We start from the raw sequence: 24,241 nt of genomic DNA, 5'->3' as shown, positions 1-24,241 counted from the left end.
TCACCGCGGATGCGCGATCTCAGGGAGGTGCCTCGCGCTTCCGACTCCTTGCCGCGTGAACATTTACTGCCAGCCGCCGGGCCGACCCGCCCTCAGCCCTCCAGGTACTCCCGCAGCGCCTCGTCCTGGTCGCGCACCGCGAAGCCGGTCGCCTCGATGCGCGCGAGGTCGAGCACGGAGCTGCGGGGGCGGGGGGCGATGCTGCCGTCGCCCTCGGCCTTCCCCTGGCCGGCGTAGTAGTCCGCGGTCGCGACGGGGGTGACGCGGGCGGGGTCGTGGCCGGTGAGCGCGAAGACGCGCTGGGCGATGCCGGCCCAGGAGCGGGCCTCTCCCCCGGCGCTGAGGTGGTACACCCCGGCCTCGGGGCGCGCGTCGAGCAGGTGCTCGATCGCGGCGGCGAGGTCGCTCGTGAAGGTGAGGCGGCCGGTCTGGTCGTCCACGACGCTCGGGTCGATGCCGCGCTCGGCGAGGCTCGCCATGGTGCGCACGAAGTTGCCGCCCTCGCCCACGACCCAGCTGGTGCGGAGGATGTAGTGGCTGGGCAGGGTCGCGACGATCCGGTCGCCGGCGGCCTTGGTCTGCCCGTAGACGCCGAGCGGGCTCAACTGCTCGTCCTCGGTGTGCACGGCGGTCGCGCCGTCATACACGTAGTCGCTCGAGACGTGCACGAGGGTCGCGCGCTGCGCGCGGGCGGCCTCGACGAGGCGGGCCACCCCGTCCACGTTCACGGCCCACGCCTGCGCGCGCCCCTCGGGGGTCTCCGCGGTGTCCACGGCGGTGTACGCGGCGGCGTTGACGATGGTCCCGTAGGGCGAGAAGTCGAAGGCCTCGACGGAGGCGGCGTCGGCGAGGTCGAGCCGGTCGCGGGAGACGAGGTCCACGTCGGCCCGCTCCGCCCAGCGCGCGCCGAGCGCGCGGCCCAGCTGGCCGTTCGCGCCCACCACGAGGGTGCGGCGCGGCGGCACGGGGGTGACGTCCGCGAGGCGCGGGTGCGCCACGTCCTTCGCGGAGAGCTCCGCCTTCTCGAGCGGGATGGGCCACGGGATCGCGACGGTCTCGTCGGCCAGGTTGAGGAAGGTGTACTGCTCCTGCGCCCCCTCGGACCAGTGGTCGTTGACGAGGTACGTGTACGCGGCGGGCGCGCTGATCGTCTGGAAGGCGTTGCCCACGCCGCGGGGCACGAAGATCGCGGTCTCCGGGGTGATCTCGTGCCAGTAGGCGGTGCCGAAGCTGGGCCCCTCGCGCAGGTCCACCCAGGCGCCGAACACGGCGCCGGTCGCGACGGAGATGTACTTGTCCCACGGCTCGGCGTGGATGCCGCGGGTGACGCCCTCCGCCTGGTTGAAGGAGATGTTGTTCTGCACGGGGCCGAAGTCCGGCAGCCCCGCGGCGGTCATCTTGGCCCGCTGCCAGTTCTCCTTGAACCAGCCGCGGTTGTCCCCGGGCACGGGGAGGTCGATGACGAGCAGCCCCGCGATCGGGGTCTCGTGGACGACGAGCGTGCGCTGCTGGCCCGCCGCGGTCACTGGCCCACCTTCGCGTACTTCGCCTCGGTGGCCGCCTTCTGCGGGCGCCACCAGGCCTCGTTCTCGCGGTACCAGTCGATGGTCGCGGCGAGGCCCGCCTCGAAGTCCTGGAAGGAGGGCTTCCAGCCCAGCTCCTCGCGCAGCTTCGTGGAGTCGATCGCGTAGCGCATGTCGTGGCCGGGGCGGTCGTTGACGTGGTCGTAGTCGCCGGCGTCGTGGCCCATGAGCCGCAGGATCGTCTCGACGACGTCCTTGTTGGACTCCTCGCCGTCCGCCCCGATCAGGTAGGTCTCGCCGATCCGGCCGGAGTCGAGGATCGTGAGCACGGCGGAGGAGTGGTCGTCCGCGTGGATCCAGTCGCGCACGTTCAGGCCTGCGCCGTACAGCCGCGGCTTCACCCCGTCGATGAGGTTCGTGATCTGGCGGGGGATGAACTTCTCCACGTGCTGGCGGGGCCCGTAGTTGTTCGAGCAGTTCGAGATCGTCGCCTGCACGCCGAAGGACCGCGCCCACGCCCGCACCAGCAGGTCCGAGCCCGCCTTGGTGGAGGAGTAGGGGCTCGAGGGGTTGTACGGGGTGTGCTCGGTGAAGCGCGCCGGATCGTCCAGCTCGAGGTCGCCGTACACCTCGTCGGTCGAGATGTGGTGGTACCGGGTCCCGTGCTTGCGGACCGCCTCGAGCAGCGTGAACGTGCCGAAGAGGTTGGTCTGCAGGAAGGGGCTCGGGTCCTCGAGGGAGTTGTCGTTGTGGGACTCCGCGGCGTAGTGCACCACGGCGTCCGCCTGCTCCACGAGCGGGTCGACGGTCGCGGCGTCCGCGATGTCGCCCACGACGAGCTTGACGCGATCCTCGGGCAGGCCGGCGAGGCTCGCCTCGTTGCCCGCGTAGGTCATCTTGTCCAGCACGGTGACGGTGTCATCCGTGTGCTCGACGACGTGGTGCACGAAGTTGCTGCCGATGAAGCCGGCGCCGCCGGTGACGAGAAGGTGACGGGACATCAGTGGGTTCCTCCGGGGGTGGTCTCACGGTCGAGGACGTCGAGCAGGTAGCGGCCGTAGCCGGACTTCACGAGGGGCTCCGCGCGCTCGCGCAGCTCGTCGTCGGAGAGGTGGCCCATGCGCCAGGCGATCTCCTCCGGCGCGCCGACGGACAGGCCCTGGCGCTTCTGGACGGTGCGGATGAACTCGCTCGCCGCGGCGAGGTCGTCGAAGGTGCCCGTGTCCAGCCATGCGGTGCCGCGGGTGAGCACCTCGACCTGGAGCGTGCCGTCCTCGAGGTAGGTGCGGTTCAGGTCGGTGATCTCGAGCTCGCCGCGGGGCGAGGGCGTGAGGGCCTTCGCGCGCTCGGGGACGGTCTCGTCGTAGAAGTACAGGCCGGGGATCGCGAGGTTCGAGCGGGGCTGCGCGGGCTTCTCCTCGAGGGACACGGCGCGGCCGTCCTCCCCCATCTCGACGACGCCGTAGGCGCGCGGGTCGCTCACCCAGTAGCCGAACACGGCCGCGCCCTCGACGTCGGTGTAGCGCCGCAGCTGCGAGCCCATGCCCTGCCCGTAGAAGAGGTTGTCGCCGAGCACGAGCGCCGCCTTCTCGCCGTCCAGGAACTCCTCGCCGAGGACGAAGGCCTGGGCGAGACCGTCCGGCGAGGGCTGCACCTTGTACTGCAGGCTCACCCCGAACCGCGACCCGTCGCCCAGCACGCGCTGGAAGGCGGACTGGTCCTCCGGGGTGGTGATCACGAGGATCTCGGTGATCCCCGCGAGCATGAGGGTGCTCAGCGGGTAGTAGATCATCGGCTTGTCGTAGACCGGCATCAGCTGCTTGGAGACGCCAATGGTCAACGGATGCAGTCGCGAGCCCGTGCCGCCCGCCAGGATGATTCCGCGCATGCTGGTCATTATGGCAGTGGGCCGGTACCGCGCCGACCGCCCCGGGGGCGGGCCTCGGGCTCAGGCCGAACCGAGCGAACCGATCACCAGTGCGCCCAGCACCGCCAGCGCCAGCCCCGTCCCAGCGAGCACCGCGTTGAGCACGACATGCATGCGCAGGACGGCGATGAACTCACGGATGTAGGCGCTCGGCACGAAGTAGCGGGCGGTGGGGGCACCGACGACGTCCGCGTCCACACCGACTGCGCGGGAGAGCAGCGCGGCGCGCGGCACGTGGTAGCCGTTCGTCACCACGAGCAGCTGGCGCCCCCGCGCCCCCTCCTGCTCGCCGGCGAGATGCTCGTCCGCGAGGCGCCGGCTGAAGCGGAGGTTCTGCTCGGTGCTGCGCGAGACGGTCTCCGCGAGCACTTCGCCGCTCGTGTACCCGGCGTCGCCCAGGAGGTACTCACGCATCGCGTCCCCCTCGGAGCGCGGTTCGTCGGGCCCCTGCCCCCCGCTCGTGATGAGCACGGGCACGGAGCGCGCCGCGATCTGCTCAGCCGCCTGTCGACCACGGTCGAGGCGACTGCGCAGCAGCGGGGGCACCTTCCCGCGGATCAGCCCGGACCCCAGCACCACGACGGCGTCGGGGTCGGGGCGGGGCGGGCGGCGCTCGTAGAGCGCGCTGAAGGTGTAGAAGACCAGGAACTGCACGCCCAGCTGCGCGGAGCCCCACAGGATCAGCAGCGCGAGCCCCCAGGCCACGGGATTCAGGGTGATCATCAGCAGCGGAGCGGCCGGAGGCAGCACGAACAGGGCCGCTCCCACCAGCAGCGAGAGCGAGTTGCCGAGGGAACGGCCCTCGCGGCGGCGCATGCGCAGCCCGTTGCGCACCAGCATCCCCGCGAGCACGAACACGGACAGCGGCAGCAGCACCGCCACCAGGAGCACGGCGAGCCCGGCGCCGGGGATCAGGTAGGTCACCACCTCCACCGCCGCGGAGAGGCCGAAGAAGCCGGCGAGGAGGGCGAGCACCGCCGCCAGGAGCCGGCGCGGCTCCCGCTCCCAGACGCGCCGGAACCAGAACCAGCATCCGACAGCCAGGATCGCGCTCACCATGCATCAATCCTGACATGCCCGCGGCGCACGGTCAGCCGACCTCGACGACGGTCCCGTCGGCCGTCGCGTCCAGCGAGCCCGAGCCGTAGTCGGTGCTGAGGTACACGCTGATCCCGACCGCGCCCGCCGTCGGGTCCCGCCGCACCCCCGCGTGCTGGGTGTTCCCGCGCAGCTGCGCGTCCGAGTAGCCGAGCGCGTCCTGCGCGGTCGCGAACAGCCCCGCGATCACGTCCCAGTCCACCTCGTCGAGATCGAACTCCTCCGCGGGCTCCGGCTGGATCGTCGCGGGCTCACCGCGCGAGACGTGAGGCCCACGCACTTCGAAGGAGTCGTAGGTGCTCGCACCGGGCGACGTGGGCGCGATGATCGAGGTCCACCGGTCGTACAGCAGCACCTCGGTGACGGTGCTGCCCCGCTCCCCGCGGAACGCCTCGACGGCCGCGCGGGCCCGGCCCTCGCCGCGCACCGCCGACGCGTCGTGCCCGCGGGTCACGAGGTCGCGGCCGGAGAGCAGGAGGTCCTCCCGGTAGGGCCACCCGACGACGGCTGCCGCCCCCACCGCGACCAGCGCGAACACGCCGCGCCGGGCCACGCGGGTGCGCGGGCCCGTGGGGACGATGCTGCGCGGGAGCCCCGGCACGCGCGCCCGCGGGTCCCGCTCCCACACCGGCACCGCGTGCCCGTCGCCCGCGTACCGCAGGGGCGGCGGGTCGTCCGCCACGATCACGACATCGGGAGTGTCCTCGCCGAGTCGCACCACCGCGATCACGCTTCCCACCGCGAAGCGGGGCATCTCGGCGGGGTCGATCCGGCGCCGCAGGCTCGTGCGGTACACGGGACGGTCCGCCGGCTCGACGAGCAGGTCGAGCTCGTACACCGTCACGTCGTTGACCCGCACCCCGGTGGCCCGCAGGCCCAGCACCCCGGCCGGGGCGAGCCGGCCCGCCTGCCGGGCGGCGCCGACCGCCGGGGCCGAGTCCGCCACCTGCCCTCCGAGCAGCGGCATCATGCCGACGGCGACCAGGATGATCGGCAGCAGCGTCACCGCGGGGATCGCGATCCACATCCTGCTGTAGTCCCCCACGAGGACGATGACGAGAACGGCGGCGAGCCCGGCGCCCAGCAGGGCGGAGGCGAGGAGTCGGAGCACGTCCCCATCCTTCCAGAGCGGGGACCGCCCGGTCGGGCCGGGAGACCGCCGCACACCGTGACCCCGCGCACGGGGGAGAACCCCCGCCCCGGCTCTGCAGGGCGCCCCGTCGCCCGCCTCTCCCCCGGCCTCGTACCCTCGAGCCCATGACCTTCGCCGGGATCCTCGCCTTCCTCGGGCTCGCCGTGGTGACGATGGACGTGCTCGGCGGCGTCATCGCCACCGGCGTGCTCCTGCGCGGCGGCGCCGTGCGCCACCTCCTCGCCTTCCTCGGCGGGTACACCGTGGTCGTCACCGCCGCGACCCTCGCGCTGCACCCCCTCCTCGCCTGGCTGAGCTCCTTGCTGCGCCCCGTGCTCGACTCGAACAACGCGATCGGCACCGTCGAGATCGTCGTGGGCCTCGCCCTCGCCGGCATCAGCGCCCACCAGTTCCACGCCGTGACCCGGCCGCAGCAGAAGCACGGCCGCATCGAGGAGCGCTCCACCCCCACCCGGCTCGCCGCGACCCCGCTCGCCCTCGCCGGCGTCGCCTTCTCCGTGACCGCCCTCGCCGATCCCTCGTTCACGATCGCCGTGGGCATGGCCTCCCAGGAGCGGCACCTGTGGGCGCACATCGCCCTGCTGCTGCTGTGGAACGTCGTCTACCAGCTGCCGCTCGTCGCCGTGACGATCGCCGCCGCCTTCGGCAGGCACGAGCAGCTCGTGGAGCGGGTCATGGCGGTGTTCGGCCCGCGCCGCCGCGCCCTGCAGACGGCCCTCGCGATCCTGCTCGCCCTCATCGGCCTCGCCGTGCTCGGCGACGGCATCTATGCGCTGATCAGCGGTCACGTGCCCTGGCTGCGGCAGCTGATCATGCTGCGCTGAGAGAGGGGAGGGCGCCGCCGCGTCGCACAATGGTGCCCTTCCCCGTCGCTCGCCCCGCACCCCAGGATTCCGGAGTCACCATGCCGCTCACCCCCGCGCAGATCCGCTCGCTCCCCACGGCGGTCCTCCACGACCACCTCGACGGCGGCCTGCGCCCCTCGACCGTGCTCGAGCTGTGCGCGGAGCTCGGCATCGACCCGCCCGCCGCCACCGCGGGCACCGTCGCCGACTGGTTCTTCGACGCCGCGGACTCCGGCTCCCTCCCCCGCTACCTCGCGACCTTCGACCGCACCATCGCGCTCATGCAGCGGCCCCAGGACCTCCGGCGCGTGGCCCGCGAGTTCGTCGAGGACATGGCGGCCGACGGCGCCTGCTACGCCGAGACCCGCTGGGCACCCCACCAGCACCTCGAGGGCAGGCTCCGCCTCGCCGAGGCCGTCGACGCCGTGCAGGCGGGGCTCGAGGAGGGCATGGCGATCGCCGCCGAGGCCGGCCGCCCGATCCTCGCCGGCCAGCTCCTGTGCCACCTGCGCCACCTCCCGCCCACCGAGGAGCTCGTGCGCCTCGCCGCCGACCGCCGCGACGCCGGCGTGTGGGGCGTGGACCTCGCCGGCCCCGAGGCCGGCTTCCCCGCCTCCCTCTACGCGGGCCCCTTCGCCCTCGCCCACGAGCTCGGCGTGCACGTGACCATCCACGCCGGGGAGGCCGACGGCCCCGCCTCGATCGTCGGCGCCCTCGCGCAGGGCGCGGAGCGGATCGGCCACGGCGTGCGCCTCATCGAGGACATCGGGGCCGACGGCGCCCGCGGCCCCGTCGCCGAGGAGGTCCACGCCCGGCAGATCTGCCTCGAGGTGTGCCCCAGCTCCAACCTGCAGACGGGCGCCGCCCCCTCGATCACCGCGCACCCCGCGGGCCGCCTCCTCGCCGGCGGCTTCGCCGTCGCCATCAGCAGCGACAACCGCCTCATGTCCCGCACCTGCACGAGCCGCGAGCTCGAGCTCCTCGCCGACGCCCACCGCTGGGAGCTCCCCGAGCTCGAGCGGATCACCCACGCCGCGCTCGGCAACGGCTTCGCCCCCGCGGAGCAGCGCGAACGGATCCTCGAGGAGATCGTGCGGCCCGCCTACGCCGCCGCGCGCGACGCCGGCTGAGCGGGACGACGCCGCGCCCGCGCATCGGCCACCGCACGGCGCCCGGTGACGGAGCAGACAGTCCACCGCGCCGCTCCGGGCTTGCGCCGGGAGCGAACAGTGGCAGGATTGCCGCTCGTGTCGAAGCACGCCCAGGGCGCCTCCCCCGTCGGAGAGCCCGCACCGACCCCGTCGGACCCCTCCTCGGAGCGGCCCGCGCCCGCCGCACCGGCGGGCGCCGGCGCACCGAGCGCCCCCGTCGGCGATCCCGCCGGTGCGCCGCACAGCACCCCCGTCGGCCCCGCCGCCGGCGCCGGCGCCCCTGTCTCCGCCACCGCGCCCGCGGTGACCGCGGAGATCCCGGGCATGGCCGGCACCCGGCTCTCCCACCTCCAGCCGCGCTCCGCCCCCGGCCACGCGCACGACGAGCACACCCACCGCGGTCTCGGGCCCAGCGGCACCCCGCGCGGCCACAAGCCGCTGCCGCTGCTCATGCTCGGCGCGCTCGGCGTCGTCTTCGGCGACATCGGCACGAGCCCCCTGTACTCGCTGCAGACGGTCTTCTCCACCCACCACAACGCCGTCGCCCCCACCGAGGGGGACGTGCTCGGCGTGATCTCCATGGTGCTGTGGTGCCTCATCGTCATCGTCACCGTCAGCTACATCGGCCTCATCATGCGCGCCGACAACCAGGGTGAGGGCGGCATCCTCTCCCTCACCGCCCTGATCCTGCGCAAGCTCGACTCCGGCCACCGCCGCGAGATCGCCGTCGCCCTCGTGCTCGGCGTGATCGGCGCGAGCCTGTTCTACGGCGACTCCGTCATCACCCCCGCGATCTCCGTGCTCTCCGCCTTCGAGGGCATCGAGGTCACCGGCTCCGTGCCCAACGAGGTGATCATCCCCGGCGCCGTCATCGTCCTCACCGTGCTCTTCGCCGTGCAGCGCTGGGGCACCGGGCGGATCGGCGGCGCGTTCGGCCCGATCATGGTGCTCTGGTTCCTCACCCTCGCCGCGATGGGCCTGCCGCAGATCCTCGGCAACCCCGCGATCCTGCGCGCCGTCTCCCCGCACTACGCGCTCGCCTTCATGATCGACCGCCCGCTCGTCGCGTTCATCGCCATGGGCGCCGTGGTCCTCACCATCACCGGCGCGGAGGCGCTCTACGCCGACATGGGGCACTTCGGCCGACGCCCGATCTTCCTCGCCTGGACCTGCCTCGTGCTGCCCGCCCTCGCCATCAACTACTTCGGCCAGGGCGCGCTGATCCTCGCGGACCCGACCGCCGTCGTGAACCCCTTCTTCTCCCTCGTGCCGGACGCCCTGCGCCTCCCGCTCGTGGTGCTCGCCGCCGCCGCGACCGTCATCGCCTCCCAGGCCGTGATCTCCGGGGCCTTCTCCGTGTCCCGCCAGGCGACCCGGCTGTCCCTCCTGCCGCGCCTGAAGGTCACGCAGACCGACAAGCAGCACGGCGGCCAGATCTACATCGGCCGGATCAACACGCTGCTGTTCCTCGGCGTGCTCGCGCTCGTGCTGATCTTCCAGCACTCCTCCGCCCTCGCCGCCGCCTACGGGCTCGCCGTCACCGCGACGATCATCCTCGTGCTCGCCCTGTTCCTGCTGCTCGCCCTGCGCATCTGGCACTGGCCGCTGTGGCGCGTGGTGCTCATGGCCGTCATCGTGGGCGGGCTCGAGCTCGTGCTGCTCGCCGCGAACATCGTCAAGGTGCCCGCGGGCGGCTGGCTGCCGCTGCTCATCGCCGCCGTGCTCACCACCATCATGCTCACCTGGAAGAAGGGCTCGAAGCTGCTCTTCGGCCGGCGCCGCGCGATGGAGGGCCCGATCGACGAGTTCGTCAGCGGCCCCGCCCGCGAGGCGGCCCGCGTGCCCGGCCTCGCCGTCTACCCGCACGGCGACCCCACCACCGTGCCCCTCGCCCTGCGCACCAACGTCGCGATGAACCACGTCATCCACGAGCACGTCGTCATCGTGACGATGAAGCACCGCGGCGTGCCCCACGTGCACCGCGACGACCGCGTCTTCGTCGACGCCCTCGGTGACGAGTCCGACGGCATCGTCCACGTCTCCTACCAGGTGGGATTCCACGACAGCCAGGACGTCCCCGCGGCGCTGCGCACCGCCGTCGAGCAGCTCGGCCGGCCCCATGCGCCGGACGAGGTCGACTGCTCCACCTGCACCGCCCACGCCCCGGAGCTCGCCGTGGACCCCGAGCAGGCGATCTACTTCCTCTCCGTGTTCCGCATCGAGCCGGGGGCCGATGACTCCCTGCCCCGCTGGCAGAAGGGGCTCTTCCGGATGCTCGAGCGGGCCTCCGCGAACCGCACCCAGGTGCTGCACCTCCCACCCTCCCGCACCGTGGTGATGGGCGCCGAGACCGAGCTCTGAGCCGGGGGCGGGGCGGCCCCGGCGGCCCCGTCGGCACCGTCGGCCCCGTCAGCCCCGTCGGCCCCGTCAGCCCCGTCGGCCCCGTCGGCCCCGTCGGCCCCGTCGGCCCCGTCAGCCCCGTCAGCAGTCGGCTGCGGGACCTCTTCGTACGGGTCCCCCCGCCATGGCGCCGACCCGTACGAAGACGTCCCGTACCCCACCACCCGCGCCGGCCACCCACCCCGGCGGGCCGCTACGGGACGTCACCGCGCACATGTCCCCCGAAACGGCCCCACCTGCGCGATGACGTCCCGTCCCTCCCGGGCGCCGGCGGGGGCAGGGAGGCGGGGACAGGCGGGAGGCGGGCGGCCCCGTCGGTCCCGACAGCAGTCGGCTGCGGGACCTCTTCGTACGGGTCCCCCCGCCATGGCGCCGACCCGTACGAGGACGTCCCGTGAGTCCTCGCAGACCGGGGCGGTGGCAGGGACAAGCGGCCGCGGGACGGTGGGCCAGGCCAGCCTGGACGGCGGGCGCGCGAGGGACGGCGGGGCGGCAGGCGGGGCGGCCGCGCGCCCGGCTCAGGCGGGGTGGCGGGCGGTGACGCGGTCGAGGATCTGGAGGTAGCGCTCGGCGAGGAGGTCGTCGTCCGCGTTGGAGGCGACCCACGCGCGGCCCGAGTCGCGGACGGCGAGCAGCGAGCGGTCCGCGGCGAGGCGACGCCACAGCGTGACCAGCGCGGCCGTGTCCTCCGGGGCGAGGACGTCCCCGGCGTCGGCCGCGCGCACGACGTCCGCCGCCTCGCCCGCGACGAGCGCGGTGATGTGGCGGCCGGTGGCGAGCAGCTCGTAGAGCTTCGAGGGGATCGTCCAGGCGAAGGGCTCCCAGTCTCGCAGGGAGACGACGACCGTGTCCGCCCAGCGGTACTGCTCCCCCACCTCGTGGTGCTCGATGCGCGGCAGCACCTCGACGGGGGCGCCGAGCTCCGCGGCGAGCAGGGTGAGCCGCCGCGCCTCGACGCCGTGGCCGATCATCCGCACCCGCAGGGGCACGCCCTCCTCGCGGAGCACGAGCGCGGCCCGCACGAGGGTCTCGAGGCCCTGCGAGCGGCCCATGTTGCCGAGGTACAGCACCCGCAGCTCCGGGTGGTCGCCCTCGGGGTGGTCCGCCATGCGCGGCACCCGGGCGAGGTCGGTGCCGTTGCGCACCACCTCGCTGTCGCCCACGCCGCGCTCGCGGAGCACGTCGGCGAAGCGGGCGGTGGTCGTGACGACGACGGCCGCCTGCCGCTGCCACAGCGTCACCCCGCGGTGCACGCGCCCCTTGGCCCGCGCGATCCCCCAGCCGATCACCTCGCGCGCCGTGCCCGGGTCCGGGGAGTGGGCGACGTCGGCCGGGAGCGCGGCCTTGGGCCCCACATGGGTGACGAGGTCCGGCCAAGCGTCGCGCATCTCGGCGACGAGCGGGACCTTCCAGCGGGCGGCGAGCATGCGGCCCACCATCAGGGTGGGGATCGCGGGCGCCGTCGCGATGACGACGTCGGGGCGGTCCCCGGGGCGGCGGAACCGGTCCAGGGACCGGCGCAGGGTGTCCCCCGCGGTGACGAGGTGGTCGGCGGTGCGGGAAGCGATGTCCGGGCCGTGGAGCAGGTAGGCGGTGCGCACCACGGTCTCGCCGTGCACGCCGTGCTCGACGGCGCCCACACGGTGGGCGCGGCGCTGCTCCGGTGTGGGCCGGCCGTCCGGGTAGTGCGGGACGGGGGCCATCACGGTGACCTCGTGGCCGGCTGAGAGGAAGCGCTCCACGAGCGCACCCCATCGGCGCTGCGGGGCCCCGAACTCGGGGCCGTAGTAGTGGCTGAGCAGCAGGATCCTCATCCCTGCGGCGCCTCCTCGGAGCCCTCAGGCAGGAGGGCGAGCTCGGCGCGGCGCAGGTCCGCCGGGGAGAGGTGGCCGGTGGCGGGCGGCTGTTCGGCGGCGCGCGCGGCGCGGGCGGGGACGCTCAGGCGGATCGGCGCCGTGTGCTCCTGCTCGTGCTCGCCGGTGTGCGGCCGCAGCGTCTCCTCCAGGACGACGGCGGCGGGCACGAGCACGGTGGTCGTGGAGAGGCGGCCGCGGGTCACGCCGAGCGCGGCGATCCGGCCGTCGCGGTCCGCGAGGTACACGTCGCGCACCCGGCCCACGGCGGCGCCGTCGGAGCCGACGACGTCGACCCCGCTGAGAGAGGCCGCCTCCGCGGCCGTCAGCATCACGCTGCCCATCGTGTCCTGTCCTCCCGGTGGGCGCCGAGGAGCACCGGGACCGGATGGTCGGGCACGACACGACGCAGCGGCCCCACTGATGGTCAGCCGTTCAGGAAGTGTTGCACAAAGGTGCGGACATCCTCCACCGGTTCGCCGCCGGATGAGGACTGCAGCGCCCGCACGGACCTCTCCCGCACAGCGAGGCTCAGGAGCAGCGAGAACACGGCGCGGGACAGGAACACCGGATCTGTGCCGGGCGTCAGCAGGCCGCGCTCCGCGTAGGCGGCGAGGACCTGCTTGAGGATGTGCTCGTGCACGAGGCGCAGCCGCGACATGCGGTAGCGACCAGGGTGCTCGGGGTCCACGATCTCCGCGCTCAATGTCGCGATGAGCGTGATCGGCGGGCGACCCGGGTGCCACGGTCCCGCGAGCGCGGCGAGCAGCTGGGCCGGTGAGGTGGACAGCGCCTCGACCGAGTCGAGCAGGCCCTGGGCATGCGCCTCGAGCCGGTCGATCACGGCGTCCAGGAGGGCCGGCTTCGAGGAGAAGTGGTGCAGCATGCCCGGGTGGGAGATGGCCACACTGCGGGAGATCTCCCGCAGGCTCGAGCCGTGGTAGCCGCGCTCCGCGAAGAGCGCCGAGGCGCCGTCGAGGATCTGCTCGCGGCGGGCCGCGCCCTGGCTGGTCTCCCCGGCGGCCTTCGCCTCGGGGGCCCCTGCCGCGGGGTCGAGCGCCTCGACGGTCTCCCCGGCGATCGGCGCGGCCGGGCCGTGCCCGTCATCTGCGGCGTCGGAGCCGACGGCGGCGTCGTCGGCCTCGGTGCGCGAGGCCTCCTGCACGGCGGCGTCGAGCGAGTCGAGCGAGCGCACCGCGCCCCACAGGGGGCCCGGGGTCACGGCGGTCGCGGTCGAGCGGGCGTCGTGGGACTCCTCGCCGGCGCGGTCGGAGAGGCTCAGCGCGAGCGGCGCCGGGCCCTGCCCGGACACGCCGCCCTCGGGGCTCAGCATCTTCACGCCTCCGCCCCTGCCACGAGCAGCTCGGCGATCTGCACGGCGTTCAGCGCCGCGCCCTTGCGCAGGTTGTCCGCGACGGCGAAGAGCACGAGGCCCTTGCCGTCGGGCACGGACTGGTCCTGACGGATCCGGCCGACGAAGGTGCCGTCCTTGCCGGCCGCGTCGAGCGGGGTGGGGACGTCCACGACGGTCACGCCGTCCGCCTGCTCGAGCAGCTCGCGGGCGCGCTCCGGCGTGATCGGCCGATCGAACTCGGCGTGGATCGCGAGGGAGTGCCCGGACATGACGGGCACGCGCACGCAGGTGCCGGCCACGGCGAGGTCCGGCAGGCCCAGGATCTTGCGGGACTCGTGGCGGAGCTTCTGCTCCTCGTCGGTCTCGCCGGAGCCGTCGTCCACGAAGTTCCCCGCGTGGGCGAGCACGTTGAAGGCGATCGGCGCGGCGTAGACGCCCGGCTCGCCGAGGTCCACGGCGCTGCCGTCGAGGGCGAGCTCCTCCATCGAGTCGGCGCCCGCGCGCACCTGCTCGGCGAGCTCCTTGACGCCGGCGACGCCGGAGCCGGAGACGGCCTGGTAGGTGGCGACCTTGAGCCGGGTCAGGCCCGCCTCGCCGTGCAGCGCGCGGAGCGTGGGCATCGCGGCCATCGTGGTGCAGTTCGGGTTCGCGATGATGCCCTTGGGGCGCTCGGCGGCGGCCTCGGGGTTCACCTCGGAGACCACGAGCGGCACCTCCGGGTCGCGGCGCCAGGCCGAGGAGTTGTCGACGACCACGGCGCCGGCCGCCGCGAAGCGCGGGGCGAGGGCCTTCGAGGTGGAGCCGCCGGCGGAGAACACGGCGACGTCGATCCCGCGGCCGTCGGAGGTGATGTCCGCGGTCTCGGCGTCCTCGACGACGATCTCGAGGCCCGCGTAGCGCACGGTGCTGCCGGCGGAGCGGGCGCTCGCGAAGGCGCGCACGGCGGAGTGGGCGACGGCGCGCTCGGCGAGCAGCGCGAGCATCACGCGGCCCACCTGGCCGGTCGCGCCGACGACGCCGATCACGGGGCCGCCCTCGACGTAGCCGGGGGTGCCGCTGAAGTCGACGGCGCTGGTGGTGGTGCTGGTGCTGGTGCTCATCGTCCCGTCCCTCCGTAGACGACGGCCTCGGTCTGCTCGGCGTCCAGGCCGAAGGCCGTGTGGATCGCGCGGACGGCGGCCTCGAGGTCGCTCTGCGCGGTGACGACGGAGATGCGGATCTCCGAGGTCGAGATCATGTCGATGTTGATGCCCGCCTCGCCGAGCGAGCGGAACAGCAGCGCGGAGACGCCCGGGTGGGACTTCATGCCCGCGCCGATCAGCGACACCTTGCCGATCTGGTCGTTGTAGCGCACCTCCTTGAAGCCGATGGCCTCCTTCGCCTTCTCGATCGCGTCGAGGGCGGCGGGGGCGTCGGACTCCGGGAGGGTCAGCGAGATCGCGACCGTGTCATCGGTCGTCGAGGTGTTCTGCACGATCATGTCGATGTTCGCGCCGGAGTCGGCGACGACGTCGAACAGGAGCGCGGCGCGGCCGGGGACGTCCGGCACCTCGACGACGGTGATCTTGCCCTCGCTGCGGTCATGGGCGACGCCGGAGATGATCGGGGCCTCGAGGCCGGGGTCAGCGTGCTCGTCCACGGGGAGCTCCTTCGTGGGATCGGCCGCGTCGCGACGGGCGACGTCGGCGGCGGGGATGGTGACGGTCGGGTCGACGGGGACCACCCGGGTGGGATCGTCGGTGACGATCGTGCCCAGGCGGCCCGAGTAGGAGCTGCGCACGTGCAGCGGGACCCCGTAGCGGCGCGCGTACTCGACGCTGCGCACCATGAGGATCTTCGCGCCGTTCGCGGCCATGTCCAGCATCTCCTCACAGGTGATGAGCGGGACGCGGCGGGCGGAGGGGACGATCCGGGGGTCCGCGGTGAACACGCCGTCCACGTCGGAGTAGATCTCGCAGACGTCCGCCTCGAGGGCGGCGGCGAGGGCGACGGCGGTCGTGTCCGAGCCGCCGCGGCCCAGCGTGGTGATGTCCTTGGTGCTCGCGGAGACGCCCTGGAAGCCGGCGACGATCGCGACGGCACCCTCCTCGAGCGCGCTGCGCACGCGGCCCGGCGTCACCTTGAGGATGTGGGCGCGGCCGTGCTCGCCGTCCGTGATGAGGCCGGCCTGGGAGCCGGTGTAGGCGCGCGCCTCGACGCCGACGGCGTTCAGCGCCATCGACAGCACGGCCATGGAGATCCGCTCGCCGGCGGTGAGCAGCATGTCGAGCTCGCGGGGCGGCGGGGCGTCGGTGATCTGCTCGGCGAGGTCGATGAGCTCGTCCGTCGTGTCGCCCATCGCGGAGACGACGACGACCACCTGGTGCCCGGCCTTCGCGTACAGGGAGATGCGCTCGGCGACGCGCTTGATCGACGCGGCATCGGCCACGGACGATCCCCCGTACTTCTGGACGACCAGGCTCATCTGACGGACTCCTCGGGTTCGGGCGGCGCCCCGGGGGCGCGCCGCTCGGTCGGTGCGGCGGATAGCGTCGCACGGCGCGCGACGCCCCCTCGACCGTCCGTTCGGGACTGGACAGGGGCCGGTCCACATTGTATGGACGATGCGCCCTGCGCGCCGTGACGTCCGTCGCGGCCAGGGCATCCGGGCGGGGCTGCCTGCGGGCCCGTCGAGCGCTCCCGGCCCCCGAGGGCGCGAGATCACAGGAGGGGCGGCCGTCTAGGCGGTCGGGCCGGAGGGGACGACGAGGGTCGCGGCGGCGAGCTCGGCGCCCACCTCGAGGGGTGCGCCGCCCGGCGCCCGCACCGCGCGCGTGCCGTCCGGGCCGCCGCCGAGCTCGATCTCGAGCTCGGCACCGGGGACGACGCCCAGCTCCCGCGCCCGCTGGAGCACGGCCGGATCCGCGTCGCTCACCCGCAGCACCCGGTACGCCCCCGCGGCCTGCACGGCGGCGAGGGTCAGGGCGTCCTCGGGATGGGAGGAGCGGTGCCCGGCGTCCGGGATCGGGTCGCCGTGGGGATCCGCCGTCGGATGGCCCAGCGCCTCGTCGATGCGGGTCACGAAGTCGTCGCTCACGGCATGCTCGAGGCGCTCGGCCTCGTCGTGCACCTCGTGCCAGCCGTAGCCGAGCTTCTCGACGAGATAGGTCTCCAGCAGGCGGTGCCGGCGCACCATGGCGACCGCACAGCGCAGCCCCACTTCGGTGAGGGCGACCGGCTTGTAGGGGACGCGCTCGACGAGGCCCTGCGCGTCGAGGCGCTTGAGGGTCTCGGTGACGTTGGCGGCGCTCGTGCCGAAGTGCTCGGCGAGGTCGCCGGTGGTCATCGGGTCCGCGCCCCACTCGGTGCGGGTCCAGATCACCTTGAGGTAGTCCTGGGCCACGGGGCTCAGCTGGTCCGGATGCACTCCGGCATCGTAGCCGGGGCGCCGGCGAGCGGGGACGGCACGGGCTCAGGCCCCGCCCGCGCCGAGCACCACGAGCGCGACGTTCAGGGCGACGATCAGCGCGACGACCACCCAGGCGACGATCGCGAGCGGCAGCGGGTTCGCCCGCTCGCCCAGCAGGGAGCGGCGCGAGGTGAGCACCACGAGCGGGATCAGCGCGAAGGGAAGGCAGAGGCTCAGCACGACCTGGCTCATGACGAGCGCGCCGGTGGGCTCGGCGCCCGCGGCGAGCACGAGCAGCGCGGGGATCAGGGTGAGGGCGCGGCCCAGCATGAGCGGCACGCGCACCTTCAGCAGGCCGCGGATGATCTCCGCCCCGGCGTAGGCGCCCACCGAGGAGGAGGCGAGGCCGGAGGCGAGCAGGCCGATGCCGAAGAGCACGCCGATCACGGGGCCCTGCGCGGCGGCGATCGCGGCGTGGGCGCCCTCGATCGTGTCCGTCCCGGGGATGCCGGGGAGGGCCTCCGCGGCGAGGACGAGCATCGCGATGTTCACGAGGCCCGCGACGCACAGCGAGAGGACCACGTCGAGCCGGGCTCCGCGCAGCAGCAGCCCCACCCGCTGCGAGGACCCGCCGCCGCCGTGGCGGTCGCGCATGAGCCCGGAGTGCAGGTAGATCGCGTGGGGCATGACGGTCGCGCCGAGCATGGAGGCGGCGAGGAGCACGGTCCCGGCGCCGTCGAAGCGGGGCACGAGGCCGGAGGCGACGGCAGCGGGCTCGGGCGGGTCGACGACGAGGCCCGCGAGGAAGCCGACGGTGATCACGGCGAGCAGGCCGATGACGACCGCCTCGAAGGGGCGCTGCCCGCGCCGGGACTGCACGGCGAGCAGGGACAGGGAGACGAGGCCGACGATGACGCCGCCCAGCAGCAGCGGCAGGTCGAAGAGGATGTGCAGGGCGATCGCGCCGCCCACGACCTCGGCGACGTCGGTCGCGATGGCCATGGCGGCGGCCTGAGCGAAGTAGAGCAGGCGGGCGCGGCGACCCAGGGAGGCGCCGAGCAGCTGCGGGAGGGTGCGGCCGGTGACGGCGCCGAGCTTCGCGGAGAGGTACTGCACGAGCATCGCCATGAGGTTCGCCGCGACGAGCACCCACAGCAGGAGGTAGCCGTGGCGGGCGCCCGCGGTGATGTTGGCGGCGATGTTGCCGGGGTCCACGTAGGCGATCGCGGCGACGAAGGCGGGGCCCAGCAGGCGCAGCACGTGACCGCGTCCCGGCGCGACGGCCGCACCGCCGGCGGCGCCGGCGGGTGCCTCCGCGGGACGGGCGGCGGCGGGCGCGGGGGCAGGCTCGACCGGGCCGGCGGCCCTCTCGAAGGGGGCGGCGGGCGCGGGGGTGCGGGTCTCGTCGGCCATGCGGTTTAACGTACCTTAAAACTCTCCCGGGCGGGAGACGCGACACAACGACGGACGCCCGCCCGGCGCATGGCCGGACGGGCGTGATCGGGGTGCTGCTGCGGGGCCCGACCCCGGGAGGTCGGACCGGCCGCGCTCAGAGCGCGGCGTCCTCGCGCTCCGCCTCGAGCTCCTTGGGCATGCGGGAGGCGCGCATCCTCCGGCGCAGCGCCTCGAGCGCCATCGGCAGCACGGAGACCGCGACGAGCAGCAGCACCGCCGCCTCGAGGTGGTCGCGGATCAGCGCCACGCCGCCCAGGCCGTAGCCGAGCATCGTGATCAGCACGACCCACAGCACGGCACCCACCGCGGACCACGTGTAGAACACACGGCGCGGCATCTGGCCCACGCCCGCGACGACCGTGATGAAGGTGCGCACGATCGGCACGAAGCGCCCCAGCACGAGGGCGCGGCGGCCGTAGCGCTCGAAGAACTCGATGGTCTGGTCGAAGTACTTGCGCTTGAGGAAGCGGCCGTCCCGCTCGTAGAGCGAATGGCCCACCCCGCGGCCGATCTCGTAGCCCACCACGTTGCCGGCGAAGGCGGCGACGATCAGGGTGATCAGCGAGACGCCCAGCGGCGTCGTGAGCTCCCCGCCGTGGGAGAACATGCCGATCGCGAAGAGCAGCGAGTCGCCCGGCAGGATCGGGAAGAACAGCCCGCACTCGATGAAGACGATGAGGTGCGCGACCCACCAGAAGGCGGTCCCGAACTGCGCGAGCAGCTGGGCGGGGTCCATCAGCAGGTGGATCAGATCCATGGGGGCGGGGCCTTCGTTCGACGGGACGGGCGACGGGCGCGGGGCGCCTGCCGGGCACGACGATCGGCGCCCTCCACATCATCGCCCTGGCCTCCCGATTCTGCGAGGCCTCGTGGTGCAGACATCATGCGAGGCCTGTGGAGGTGCTGTGCGCACGGGCGCCCGCCCGCTCATCGGGCCACCGCACCCCGGCCGGCGGAGACCGCCCGGCACACGAGGTAGACGGCGAAGGAGATCGTGGTGACGAACGGGCTGATCGGCACCGAGCTGCCGGCCGCGAGCAGCACACCGCCCACGGAGGCGAGCAGGGCGAACAGCACGGACAGCGCCGTCACCCGCAGCGGGGAGGTGCTCAGGCGCAGGGCGGAGGCCGCCGGGGTCACCAGCAGCGCGAGCACCAGCAGCGCACCGACCACCTGGACGGAGACGGCGACGGCCGCACCCAGCAGCGCCATGAAAACGATCGAGAGCGCCCGCGTGGGCACGCCGCGCGCGGCGGCGACGGCCGGGTCAGTGGAGGCGAACAGCAGGGGCCGCCAGACGATCGCGAGCCCCACCAGCACGACGGCGCAGATCACCAGCAGCGAGACGATGCGCGTGCGGTCGATCGCGACGATCTGCCCGGTGAGCAGGCCGAACTTGTTCGAGGCGCGCCCGTCGTAGAGGGACAGGCACAGGATCCCCAGACCGAGGCCGAAGGGCATGAGCACGGCGGTCGCCGAGTTGCGCTCCCGGGCGCGGGACCCGAGCACGCCGATCACGAGCGCGGCGAGCATCGACCCGAGGAGCGACCCGGGCACCACGCCGACGCCCAGCAGCAGCCCGGCGGAGGCGCCCGCGAAGGACAGCTCGCTGATGCCGTGCACGGCGAAGGCCATGTCCCGCATCATCACGAACACCCCGACCGCGCCGCCCACGAGGCCGAGCGCGACGCACGCGATGATCGTGGTGCGCAGCAGCGGCAGCAGCTCCGCGTAGTCGGAGAAGTCGACGATCCCGTGGAGCACGTCGGTCATCGGGCACCTCCCCGGTGGTCGTCGGCGGCGACGGGGGCGAGACCGGCGTCGTCGTCGTGGTGGCGGTGGTCGGGGACGCCGGCGACGAGCACGCGGCCGCGATGGTGGAGCACGTCGACCTCGGCGCCGTAGAGCTCGCTGAGCACCTCGGAGCGCAGCACCTCGGCCGGCGTGCCGATGCGGAACCGCTCCCCGGCGATGTAGAGCACGCGGTCCACGATGCCGAGGATCGGGTTGATGTCGTGGGTGACGAAGAGGACCCCGAGGTCCAGGCGGCGGCGGGCCTCGTCCACGAGCCGCGCGACCATCGCCTGGTGGGTGAGGTCGAGGGAGAGCAGCGGCTCGTCGCACAGCAGCAGGTCGGGATCCCCGGCGAGCGCCTGGGCGATCCGCAGCCGCTGCTGCTCCCCGCCGGAGAGGGTCGAGACGGGCGCCTCGGCGTAGCGGGTCGCGCCGACGGCCTCGAGCAGGGCGTCCACGCGGGCGCGGCGACCGCGGCGGGGCAGCGGGAGACCCCAGCGGTGGCCGTCGACGCCGAGCCCCACGAGGTCCCGGCCGCGCAGGGGGAGGCCGTCGTCGGCGAGGCGCTGCTGGGGGACGAGGCCGATCCGCCGGCTGCCCCGCCGGACGGGGGCGCCCAGCACGGTGGCGGTGCCGCCGGTGAGCGGCTGCAGGCCGAGCACGGCGCGCAGCAGCGTGGACTTCCCGGAGCCGTTCGCGCCGAGCACGGCGACGAGCTCGCCGCGGGCCAGGTCGAGGTCGACGTCCTGCCACAGGGTGCGCTCCCCCAGCCGCATGGTCACCCCGCGCAGGGAGAGCACGGGCTCGCGGTGCTCCGTCGCCGGGGCCGGCGTCATGCGCCGAGCGCCTGGGCGAGCGCGTCGAGGTTCGCACCCATCCAGGTCACGTAGTCCTGGCCCTTCGGGAGGGTCTCGGTGAACGGGACGACGGGGATGCCGGCGTCCTCGGCGGCCTGCTGGACCTGCTCGGTCTGCGGCCCGGCGGCCTGCTCGTTGTAGGCGAGAAGGTCCACCTGGCGGTCCTCGAGGAGGGCGAGCACCTCCTGCAGCACGGTGACGGAGACGTCCTCCCCCTCCTCGACGGCCTCGCTGAACTCCGCGGGGGTGCGGTTCTCGAGCCCGATGGCCTCGAGCATGTAGAGCGGGACGGGCTCGGTGATGGCGACGCCGCGACCGCTGCCGGCGCCCTTCAGCTCGTCCTCGCGGTCGAGGAGCTCCCCGACGCTCGTCTTGAGCGCGGCGCCGTTCCTCGCGAAGTCCTCGGCCTGCTCCGGCAGCGCCTCGGAGAAGGCGGAGATCAGGCGGTCGATGACCTTCTGGACGGTCGGGAGGTCGTACCAGACGTGCTCGTTGAGCTCCTCGCCGCCCGTCGCGGTGCGGCCGGAGATCTCCACGGCGTTCAGCACGGTCGCGGAGCTGTCGCCGGCGGCGTCGAGCATGCGGTCGATGAAGTCGTCGTAGCCTCCGCCGTTGGCGATGACGACGGCGGCCTTCGACACGGCGAGCTGGTTGCGGGTGGAGGCCTCGTACTCGTGCGGATCCGCCTCCGGGTCGGTGATCAGGGAGGTCACCTGCACGTGCTCCCCGCCGACGCTCGCGGCCACGTCGCCCCACACGTCGGTGGAGGCGACGACGGCGAGGCCCCCTCCGCCGTCGCTCGCCCCGGAGGCGCCGTCGGACGCCGAGCCTGTCCCCGCGGTGGCGCCGGCGCCGCAGCCGGCGAGGGTCAGGGCGGCGGCGATCGAGGTGGAGACGAGCAGGGTGCGACGGTTCATCAGGGGTCCTTCAGGGAGCACGAACGTGGGCGCCGGGCATCCACCCGACTCTGCACACGATAATCATTCCCATCAAGGGTGGAGAACCCCCGGGCGCCGATGTGGCGCACGGAACCACGACGCAGGCTCGTCGGCCGGCGCGGCGCTCGCGACGCCGCCGCCGGCCGGGAGCGGTTACTCCCCGGGCACGTCCCGCTCGATCTCCGCGAGCCACGCCTTCGACGCGGCGTCCGAGGGCATCCGCCAGTCCCCGCGCGGGGAGAGCGAGCCGCCCGCGAGCACCTTCGGCGCGTTGGGCAGGGCGGAGCGCTTGAACTGGTTGGAGAAGAAGCGCCTGGTAAACACCGTGAGCCAGTGCTTGATCTCCTCGCGGGAGTAGGCGCGATGGTCCTCCGCCTTGTAGCCCGCGGGCCACTCCCCCGTCTCCTGGTCGCCCCAGGCCTGATGGGCGAGGTAGGCGATCTTGCCGGGGCCGTAGCCGCGGCGCAGCACGTGGTAGAGCGTGAAGTCGTGCAGGGCGTAGGGGCCGATGGAGTCCTCCGTGGACTGCGCCTTCTCCCCCGCCTTGGTGGGGATGAGCTCCGGGGAGATCTCGGTGTCCAGCACCGCCTGGAGCACGTCGGCCGTCGAGGAGTCGAACAGCCCTTCCGCGATCACCCAGCGGATGAGGTGCTGGATGAGGGTCTTCGGGACGCCGGCGTTCACGCCGTAGTGGGACATGTGGTCGCCCACCCCGTAGGTGCACCAGCCGAGCGCGAGCTCGGAGAGGTCACCGGTGCCCACGACGATGCCGCCGTGGTGGTTGGCGAGGCGGAACAGGTAGTCGTAGCGCATGCCGGCCTGGACGTTCTCGAAGGTCACGTCGTAGACCTCCTCGCCCGCGCCGAAGGGATGGCCCATGTCCGTGAGCATCTGCGTGGAGGCGGGGCGGATGTCGATCGTCTCGAAGGTCGCGCCGATCGCCGTGGAGAGCAGCTCCGCGTTCGAGCGGGTGTGCTCCGTCGTCGCGAAGCCGGGCATCGTGTAGGCGAGGATCTCGGAGCGGTCCCGGCCCAGGCGGTCCATGGCCTGCGCGCACACGATCAGCGCATGCGTGGAGTCGAGGCCGCCGGAGACGCCGATGACGGGTCGCGCGCCGCCCGGCTTGTCCCCGCCGATCGCGCTGAGCCGGCGCACGAGCCCCGCGACCTGGATGTTGTACGCCTCGTAGCAGTCCTGGGCGAGGCGGGCCGGGTCGTCGGGCACGAAGGGGAAGCGGTCCTGGTGGCGGCGCAGCGGGCCGGTCGCGGGCCGCGGCCGCGGGGCGAGCTCGCCCCTGTCCTCCTCGGAGAGCGGCGCGTACGCGAACCAGCCCACCGATCGCTCGTCCCCGTCCTCCACCACGGTGGAGCCCTCGGGCAGCGGCTCCGGATGCTGGTGGAACCCGTCGAACTCCTCCTCGAGGTCCTCCATGAAGGGGCCGAACAGCCGCACCTCGGGCCAGGTCGTGAACGTCTCGATCGCCTCGGCGTGGGTGCGGCGGTTGTCGTCGAAGGTGTTCTGGCGCCGACGCTCCGCGACGATCCGGTCGAGGTCGACGTCCACGATCGTGTGCCGCACGCCCTGCGGGAAGCGCTCGGACTCCCCGAGCAGGTCACCGCACTCGTAGACGAAGGTCTGGCCGTCCCAGGCGAGGTCCGTCGTCGACTCCCCCTCCCCCGCGGCGGCGTAGACGTACGCCGCCTGGCAGCGGGCCGAGGCGGAGCGGGCGAGCAGCTTGCGGTCCTCCGCGCGGCCGATCGTGATCGGCGAGCCCGAGAGGTTCACGAGCAGCGTCGCGCCGGCGAGCGCGGCCTGGGCCGAAGGCGGCACCGGCACCCACATGTCCTCGCAGATCTCGACGTACAGGCGCAGACCCGGGACGTCCTCGACGGTGATGATGCCGTGCGGGGTGAGCGCGTGCTCGGTGCCGCCCAGGCGGACGGTCTCCCCCTCGGCGTCGTCCCCCGGCGCGAACCAGCGGCGCTCGTAGAACTCGCGGTAGGTGGGGAGGTTCTGCTTCGGGGAGATGCCGAGGACCTCGCCGCGGTGGATCGTCACGGCGCAGTTGAAGATCCGCGAGCGGTCCCGGGCGCGCAGCGGCACCCCGACCACGATGATCGGGAACAGCTCGCGGCTCGCCTCGAGCAGCGTCAGCACGGCCTGCTCCGCGGCGTCCAGCAGCGGCTCCTGGAGCACGAGGTCGTCGAGCGAGTAGCCGGTGAGCGAGAGCTCGGGGAACACGGCGACGCCCACCTGCTGCTCGTGCAGGTCGCGCAGCACCTCGAGGTGGCGCTCGGCGTTGGTCGCCGGATCCGCGAGGGCGACCGGGAGGGTCACCGCGGCCACGCGCACGAAGCCGTGGTCGTAGATGCTCGCGTGGGGATCGCGGGCCTCGTCGGGCTCGGCGTCGGGGACCTCGGTGGCGGGCGCAGCACTCATGCGCCCGAGCGTAGTGGAGGCACGCCCGGCCCGGGCACGTGCTGCTCCCGTCCTTCTGGTGGCCGG

General features: G+C 73.7%; 20 protein-coding genes. 3 read left to right on the top strand and 17 right to left on the bottom strand.

The genetic code is table 11. From position 1 onward, the window contains the following. Window positions 1-92: 92 nt before the first annotated feature. The 5 genes from NLU66_RS05560 to NLU66_RS05540 are packed head-to-tail and all read right to left on the bottom strand — an operon-like array spanning window position 93 to window position 5,659. Window positions 93-1,526, bottom strand: coding sequence for a bifunctional dTDP-4-dehydrorhamnose 3,5-epimerase family protein/NAD(P)-dependent oxidoreductase (locus NLU66_RS05560; RefSeq protein WP_259361949.1), 1,434 nt, complete (start codon window positions 1,524-1,526; stop codon window positions 93-95). Continuing rightward, window positions 1,523-2,524: a dTDP-glucose 4,6-dehydratase gene (gene rfbB / locus NLU66_RS05555; RefSeq protein ID WP_259361948.1), complete on the bottom strand. Its 1,002-nt coding sequence runs from the start codon at window positions 2,522-2,524 to the stop codon at window positions 1,523-1,525. The genes NLU66_RS05560 and rfbB overlap by 4 nt, the downstream gene beginning before the upstream one ends. Then, window positions 2,524-3,411, bottom strand: coding sequence for a glucose-1-phosphate thymidylyltransferase RfbA (rfbA, locus tag NLU66_RS05550; RefSeq protein ID WP_259361947.1), 888 nt, complete (start codon window positions 3,409-3,411; stop codon window positions 2,524-2,526). The genes rfbB and rfbA overlap by 1 nt, the downstream gene beginning before the upstream one ends. A gap of 60 nt (window positions 3,412-3,471) precedes the next feature. Further along, a complete protein-coding gene (locus tag NLU66_RS05545) occupies window positions 3,472-4,509 on the bottom strand; it encodes a YdcF family protein (protein WP_259361946.1) in 1,038 nt (345 codons plus the stop codon). A 31-nt stretch (window positions 4,510-4,540) separates the two neighbouring features. Further along, window positions 4,541-5,659: a hypothetical protein gene (locus NLU66_RS05540; RefSeq protein ID WP_259361945.1), complete on the bottom strand. Its 1,119-nt coding sequence runs from the start codon at window positions 5,657-5,659 to the stop codon at window positions 4,541-4,543. Between the two features lie 146 nt (window positions 5,660-5,805). Here NLU66_RS05540 and NLU66_RS05535 point away from each other — a divergent pair, with 146 nt between their 5' ends. The 3 genes from NLU66_RS05535 to NLU66_RS05525 all read left to right on the top strand — a co-directional run bounded on the left by NLU66_RS05535 (window position 5,806) and on the right by NLU66_RS05525 (window position 10,058). Continuing rightward, window positions 5,806-6,525 (top strand): GAP family protein, encoded by a 720-nt coding sequence (locus tag NLU66_RS05535; protein WP_259361944.1) that lies wholly within the window; start codon window positions 5,806-5,808, stop codon window positions 6,523-6,525. 80 nt (window positions 6,526-6,605) lie between these two features. After that, the gene (locus NLU66_RS05530) at window positions 6,606-7,676 is read left to right on the top strand and encodes an adenosine deaminase (protein ID WP_259361943.1); all 1,071 of its coding nucleotides are present in this window, start codon (window positions 6,606-6,608) and stop codon (window positions 7,674-7,676) included. A 117-nt stretch (window positions 7,677-7,793) separates the two neighbouring features. After that, window positions 7,794-10,058: a potassium transporter Kup gene (locus NLU66_RS05525; RefSeq protein WP_259361942.1), complete on the top strand. Its 2,265-nt coding sequence runs from the start codon at window positions 7,794-7,796 to the stop codon at window positions 10,056-10,058. 557 nt (window positions 10,059-10,615) lie between these two features. Here the strand turns inward: NLU66_RS05525 and NLU66_RS05520 are convergent. From NLU66_RS05520 to NLU66_RS05460, 12 genes are all read right to left on the bottom strand, one after another. Beyond that, the gene (locus NLU66_RS05520; RefSeq protein ID WP_259361941.1) at window positions 10,616-11,911 is read right to left on the bottom strand and encodes a glycosyltransferase family 4 protein; all 1,296 of its coding nucleotides are present in this window, start codon (window positions 11,909-11,911) and stop codon (window positions 10,616-10,618) included. Further along, complete coding sequence (locus NLU66_RS05515) at window positions 11,908-12,294, bottom strand: PRC-barrel domain-containing protein (RefSeq protein ID WP_259361940.1); 387 nt, start codon at window positions 12,292-12,294, stop codon at window positions 11,908-11,910. Before NLU66_RS05515 ends, NLU66_RS05520 begins: the two co-directional genes overlap by 4 nt. A gap of 83 nt (window positions 12,295-12,377) precedes the next feature. Beyond that, on the bottom strand, window positions 12,378-13,283 hold the full coding sequence (locus NLU66_RS05510) for a TetR/AcrR family transcriptional regulator (RefSeq protein WP_259362545.1): 906 nt from the start codon (window positions 13,281-13,283) through the stop codon (window positions 12,378-12,380). 2 nt (window positions 13,284-13,285) lie between these two features. After that, window positions 13,286-14,404 carry an aspartate-semialdehyde dehydrogenase gene (locus NLU66_RS05505; RefSeq protein ID WP_259361939.1) on the bottom strand — a complete coding sequence of 373 codons (1,119 nt, stop codon included), beginning with the start codon at window positions 14,402-14,404 and terminating at the stop codon, window positions 13,286-13,288. Beyond that, complete coding sequence (locus NLU66_RS05500; RefSeq protein WP_259361938.1) at window positions 14,401-15,768, bottom strand: aspartate kinase; 1,368 nt, start codon at window positions 15,766-15,768, stop codon at window positions 14,401-14,403. The genes NLU66_RS05505 and NLU66_RS05500 overlap by 4 nt, the downstream gene beginning before the upstream one ends. 255 nt (window positions 15,769-16,023) lie before the next feature. After that, the gene (locus NLU66_RS17700) at window positions 16,024-16,710 is read right to left on the bottom strand and encodes a metal-dependent transcriptional regulator (protein ID WP_323374445.1); all 687 of its coding nucleotides are present in this window, start codon (window positions 16,708-16,710) and stop codon (window positions 16,024-16,026) included. Between the two features lie 45 nt (window positions 16,711-16,755). After that, window positions 16,756-18,105 carry an Nramp family divalent metal transporter gene (locus tag NLU66_RS05485; RefSeq protein WP_259361937.1) on the bottom strand — a complete coding sequence of 450 codons (1,350 nt, stop codon included), beginning with the start codon at window positions 18,103-18,105 and terminating at the stop codon, window positions 16,756-16,758. 136 nt (window positions 18,106-18,241) lie between these two features. Beyond that, window positions 18,242-18,904 (bottom strand): DedA family protein, encoded by a 663-nt coding sequence (locus NLU66_RS05480; RefSeq protein WP_259361936.1) that lies wholly within the window; start codon window positions 18,902-18,904, stop codon window positions 18,242-18,244. 170 nt (window positions 18,905-19,074) lie between these two features. Beyond that, entirely contained in the window at window positions 19,075-19,920 is an 846-nt protein-coding gene (locus NLU66_RS05475) for a metal ABC transporter permease (protein ID WP_259361935.1), read from the bottom strand. Then, window positions 19,917-20,777, bottom strand: coding sequence for a metal ABC transporter ATP-binding protein (locus tag NLU66_RS05470; RefSeq protein ID WP_259361934.1), 861 nt, complete (start codon window positions 20,775-20,777; stop codon window positions 19,917-19,919). The genes NLU66_RS05475 and NLU66_RS05470 overlap by 4 nt, the downstream gene beginning before the upstream one ends. Then, a complete protein-coding gene (locus NLU66_RS05465; RefSeq protein ID WP_259361933.1) occupies window positions 20,774-21,715 on the bottom strand; it encodes a metal ABC transporter solute-binding protein, Zn/Mn family in 942 nt (313 codons plus the stop codon). Before NLU66_RS05465 ends, NLU66_RS05470 begins: the two co-directional genes overlap by 4 nt. A gap of 174 nt (window positions 21,716-21,889) precedes the next feature. Then, window positions 21,890-24,175 (bottom strand): NAD(+) synthase, encoded by a 2,286-nt coding sequence (locus NLU66_RS05460; RefSeq protein ID WP_259361932.1) that lies wholly within the window; start codon window positions 24,173-24,175, stop codon window positions 21,890-21,892. Window positions 24,176-24,241 lie beyond the last annotated feature (66 nt).

The sequence above is a fragment of the Brachybacterium sp. NBEC-018 genome (assembly GCF_024860185.1).
Classification (GTDB): Bacteria; Actinomycetota; Actinomycetes; order Actinomycetales; family Dermabacteraceae; genus Brachybacterium; species Brachybacterium rhamnosum.
The sequence above is the reverse complement of the archived record's forward strand: the minus strand, read 5'-3'. Positions and strand labels throughout refer to the sequence as shown.